Source organism: Microcoleus sp. Pol17C6 (assembly GCF_036701145.1).
Lineage (GTDB): Bacteria > Cyanobacteriota > Cyanobacteriia > Cyanobacteriales > Microcoleaceae > Microcoleus.
Map to the genome: position 1 here is coordinate 1 of NZ_JAUBQH010000122.1, position 5,055 is coordinate 5,055.

Consider the following 5,055-nt stretch of genomic DNA (forward strand, 5'->3'; position numbering starts at 1 on the left):
TCGTCAACACCACCATTGCCGATAATTCCGCCCGTTGGGTGGGCGGAGGCATCTCGGCGGCGTCGGGAAAGCCTGTCGGTGTCAAGAACACGATTTTTTCTAACAACACGGCGGGGAATGAGTTTGGCATTCAGCAGCACACCAGCAGCGAACTAACTGACCAAGGTGGCAATTTTCAGTGGCCTGTCAAAAAAACTACTAACTTCAACGATTACAATGCGACGGCAAGTATTACGCTCGCAGACCCCTTACTTGGCCCTTTGCAAAACCTCAACGGTGCTTTAGTCAGGCCGCTGCTGACAGGAAGTCCGGCCATTGATCAAGGGATTGCTACGGGCGCACCCACCAAGGATCAGCGTGGCGTGACTCGCCCTCAAGATGGCGATAGCATTCCAGGTGCCATCGTCGACAGCGGCTCTTTTGAATTGGGAGGTAGTGTCGTCCCGGTGCCTACTCCGACGCCCGCGCCAACTCTTACTGGTTCTTTGGGTCAAACTAATAATTACAGCAGCATCACTGACCTGATCGCACAATGGCCCAATGCCGCCCAGAATCAAGGCATCCAACTATCTGGGATAGCTTTTGACGGCGTGGAAACTGACTATCTTAACCCGAATGTCATCAGCAACCTCACGTTAGCAAGCAACGAAAACCCTAAAAGCTGGTTGAGCTACGGCAGTACCGGTGGTATTGGTGTCCCATCCTCTTATGATGGTTGGTTCACCGACGCCAAGAAAATTCGGGCGGAAATCAACCATAACCCCAACACCAATCAATCTCAGGCGCTGAAGGTGAAATGGGCAGATCACCAAGACATCACTAGCACAACGATCGACCTCAGTGGAGTGAGTCCCAAAACAAGTCCTGGTTTGGGCGATCAAGGCAATGAAGTTGCTTTCCTGCAAATCTTTAATAATGGGGTTCTGGTACCAGCCACCAATTTTACGATCGCTCGCCTCAACGCTCCGAGCGCTCCAAAACCGATTACTGTGTCTTCAGATGGAGTGACTGTAATTGGCGATCGCACCGATGGCAGTTTCAAATTCCAGATAGTAGGAGACTCTCTCGGCGGCGCTATTTTTGACGAACTGCGGTTCTCCACCAAAGCCTACGATAGCCCCACCGCTGCCTACGTCGCCACCTCCTTCAAAAACGATGGTTCCGACTACCTAGTGCGGAATATTGAATATCAAGGGATTTCTAATGTGGTGAGTGCAGCGAGCATTGTCGGTGATTCAATTACTGACTTTCGTTCAGCTAGTGCGATCGACAACAACAAAGTTAGCAATGTCAGGCAAGAGGGGATACGCTTGCAAGGTGGCCATACCGATATTGAGAACAACGATATCACCAACGCTAATATTGGTGGTGGTCTCAATATCGGTGGTATCCCGTTACAGGATTCCAGCTTGCTTGGTGGTTCAGGGCCGACAACAGTGGATATAAGCAATTTCATCACCAACTCTTTCAATGGGGTGGCGAGCGCTAATCCTAGTGTGACAGTCAAGGCCGCGCAGAACTGGTTACCTTCACCTACAGGGCTGATTGGAGGTGGCACTGACCCGAATCTTATTGCTGGGGTAGGTGCTAGTTTCGTCGCCTTCAACCCATTTGCTACTTCGGTCTGATAGAACCATTTCAAGGTCGTACTCTTAGACGCTACGCCCGTTATTCGAGTACGACCTTGAACCCTTGTAGATGGAAGGAAGTAGATTGCAATTGGCTATTAAGTGGGGGTTTTTGATATTGTCGGTTTGTGGTAATTATTGTTGGTAAAACCCGGTCATAAAATTATTGATTGGATATTATTGTTTTTTTGCGTTTACCTACTTAATCCTTAATTTATTGATAAGATTTCTGACACTGTTCAAAGGTTGAGGTGTCAGCTTCCCTATTCTCAAAATCTAGTGGCTGGTATATTCCGCTCACTGTTTAGTAAGGCGCGGGCTGGGGTAATTGCTGGATTAATTGCAAATATTCTGCCTCAGTACGGCTTGGTTGATAAACCACGGTTTTCGCATCGTTTAACCGCTGCAAAACGGCAATGTAAAGACAGCGACAAGCTTTGCGGTATTTCCCTTTTTACGGCAACTTTTTCGATAGCAATAACCACGCTGCTACCGACACATCTTTAATTATTTTTTTCGCACTTCCACCAGTTGTTTAATTCCTCTCTTTCAAATTATAAATATAAAAAAAACGTAACCATTGCCAAATCTGCCAACTCGCCCACACTGCGAGCAATGCTAAGATTAACCAAAAGGTGGCTGTAGCGATCGACTGTTAATTTGTACGCTCAGCAGTTGGTTGCAAACAATGCTAAGACTAAATCAAATAATTTAACCAGTCTGACAAAAGTTCAACAGGATGTCGATCGAGCTTTGGATCAGGTAGCTCTGCCTTTTGGATCAATAATGTTCACATAAGAATAATCGGATTTCCTTTCACAAGTCTGGAAGTCTCATAAATGCGTGAAATGAAATTCGTCTTAAAGCGCTAACTGAACCGTATTGCCTTTTGGATGGAGCGAACATAACAGCTTAGAACGTGATAGGCAGGGGAATTTATTGTGATCGGCTTTGATTGCAAAATTGTTTGGTTGGATATTGAGCGACGTAGCTATTTCTATGGGGGCGGCTTTGTGCTTTGAGGCGCTCAACAATATTATTAATATTCGCAATGCAGGAAAAAAACCGCCATCTTCCACAGAATCTTGAGCGGTGCAGTTGGGAGGCAAATCAACTAACTGTCATACCCTTTTAGATTTTAAATTTTAGATTTTAGAATTCCGAATGACTAATGGCTATTGAGGTTTGAAGCACCGGCCTAGATTTGGCTTCTTTTTTAAAAGTGGTATCACCAGTAGGATATCGGATCTATCCGTAATTGCGCGTTTGCCAAAAGTAAGGGAAAACACACATATAATAAATTCCGTGCGATTGCGGATGACAGTGCTGCAGAAATAGGGGAAACTAATAGATAGGTTAAATAAGAATGAGCGAAATAAACACGATCGCTAGCAATTTCAGAACCTCTGAATCCAAGGCTGTATCTACCACTAAACTCACTTTTGGAGGACGCAATAGGTTGACTTCTTTAAGGGAAACGACTCGCGCCTCGGAATACGCAAATTCCCTATACAAAAGCTTTGGATTCAAAGACTCCTGCATCAAGGAATGTGAAGATTTTGTTTCCATAATTTTGGCTGGGAAATCTGACTGTATCGAGAAAATTACCTCGGCACTTCAAAAATATGCCTCTATTCTTACAATACTCCGGACAGTTTTTGGAACGAGACTACAAGCTTAGGCGGCGCAAGGATCATAAATAAAGTCCAATTAAATGCAACCAGCGGGGTGGAGCTGACATTGATTTAATGATCCACAGGGGCTACGAAGTCCTACAGAATAAGCTATTGGGTCATATAAAAACTGTCCGGACTATTGTTCTTAGAGAGATTGATAAAGTTCGCCTAACTTCTGACGGTCGCTAGAACCAACTGCAATTAGGCTCTGTTATCCTCCGTTCAGATTAGCTCAACCCATACAAAAGTCAATTGCCAAAATTGCATATTTATCACATACGCTTGATAAGATAACTCCGGGGTGTATCTACTAATAATGCCCTTAATGGAGTCTTCAATATGAGTTCTACATTCGCTCAAGTTAACTCACAATCTGCTTGGGAAAAAATGCCACCGCGCTGCTTAGTCTTCATAGACTCAGGCGTAAAAGATTACGAGTCAATAACAGCGGGAGTGGTGCCGGGACAGCAGGTAGTAATACTCGATAGTACCAAAAACGGCATCGAACAAATCAGCTCTGAAATTGAAAAATATGCCTCGACTAACGGGGCGATAGACTCGGTTCACATTATTTCTCACGGCAATTCTGGCAGCTTGCAGCTAGGTTCTGCAACGCTGAATTCGGATAATTTGCCGCACTATGAAAGCCAGTTGCAAGGGTGGCGAAATGCGCTAAGCGACAAAGCCGATATTGTTCTTTACGGTTGCGATGTTGCGGCGGGTTCGGGAAGCGATTTTGTCGATCGCCTGGGCGAGTTAACCGGGGCTGATATTGCGGCATCTAGCGATCGCACTGGCCGCGGTGGTAACTGGAATTTGGAGTTTGCCAAAGGGGATATTGAAGCACCGCTAGCCTTGACTCCAGAAGCAATGGCTGATTATCAAGGGACTTTAAAGACTATTACCGTTACCAACAATAATGATAGCGGGCCCGGTTCATTAAGAGATGCGATCGCCTCCGCAGCAGCCGGCGATACCATTGAATTTGCCTCCACTCTTGCCAGCCAAACAATTACTCTCACGAACGGTCAACTTGTCATCAACAAAAACTTGACAATTGATGCCGTTGGTGCAGCAAATTTAACCATCAGTGGCAACAATACTTCGCGGGTAATCCTCACAGAAGGTGCAACAAATGTTACTCTAAAAAACCTAATTGTTGCCAACGGCAAAGTTTCTGGTACTGACCCAAATAATCAGACAACTAGCGCCGGTGGTGGCATTCAAACAGGAGGTAGCAGCACTTTAACTTTAGAAAATTGCCAAGTCAATAATAATGTTGCCGGTTTTGGTGGCGGCATTTACACGGGTTTTCGCAGCACGACGACTGTAATTAACAGCAAGTTTAACGGCAATGACGGTTCCCTAGCGGATAATACCGAACGTGGTGGCGGTGCGATCGCCACTAAAAGCGGCGGTGTTCTGACTATCAGAGATAGCGAATTTACCAACAACAAAGGCAGCTACGGCGGTGCTGTTAATAACCTGTTGGGCAGCATGACGATCGAAAACTCTAAATTCACCGGCAACCGCACAGATAAAGGCGTTGGCGGGGCAGTTTACGTCGATGGCGCTAATGCTTCGGGGCCGAATGCAACCCCCGGTTCCGTTGCCGGAACTATTGCTATCCGCAACAGCGTTTTTGATGGCAATATCGGAGCCAGAGAAGGAGGAGCGGGATTTTTATTTGGCTATCTTGAAGATAAGATAGTTTTGGAAAATAGCACTTTTATTAACAATAAAGCTGTTAA

The 5,055-nt window shown here is 45.6% G+C and carries 4 protein-coding genes; 3 read left to right on the forward strand and 1 reads right to left on the reverse strand.

Annotated elements, in window-relative coordinates:
• Window positions 1-1,628 (forward strand): choice-of-anchor Q domain-containing protein (locus QUA25_RS28550; protein WP_333043052.1); only part of this gene is annotated, 1,628 nt, incomplete at its 5' end.
• A gap of 304 nt (window positions 1,629-1,932) precedes the next feature.
• Here QUA25_RS28550 and QUA25_RS29620 read toward each other — a convergent pair.
• Window positions 1,933-2,046, reverse strand: a complete 114-nt coding sequence (locus QUA25_RS29620; RefSeq protein WP_445242262.1) for a hypothetical protein — start codon at window positions 2,044-2,046, stop codon at window positions 1,933-1,935.
• Window positions 2,047-2,579: 533 nt separating this feature from the next.
• On the opposite strand from QUA25_RS29620, the gene QUA25_RS28555 reads away from it, so the two are divergent.
• Both QUA25_RS28555 and QUA25_RS28560 read left to right on the forward strand, forming a co-directional pair.
• On the forward strand, window positions 2,580-2,717 hold the full coding sequence (locus QUA25_RS28555) for a hypothetical protein (RefSeq protein WP_333043054.1): 138 nt from the start codon (window positions 2,580-2,582) through the stop codon (window positions 2,715-2,717).
• 926 nt (window positions 2,718-3,643) lie between these two features.
• Window positions 3,644-5,055: DUF4347 domain-containing protein (locus QUA25_RS28560; protein WP_333043056.1), on the forward strand; the 1,412-nt coding region annotated here is incomplete at its 3' end.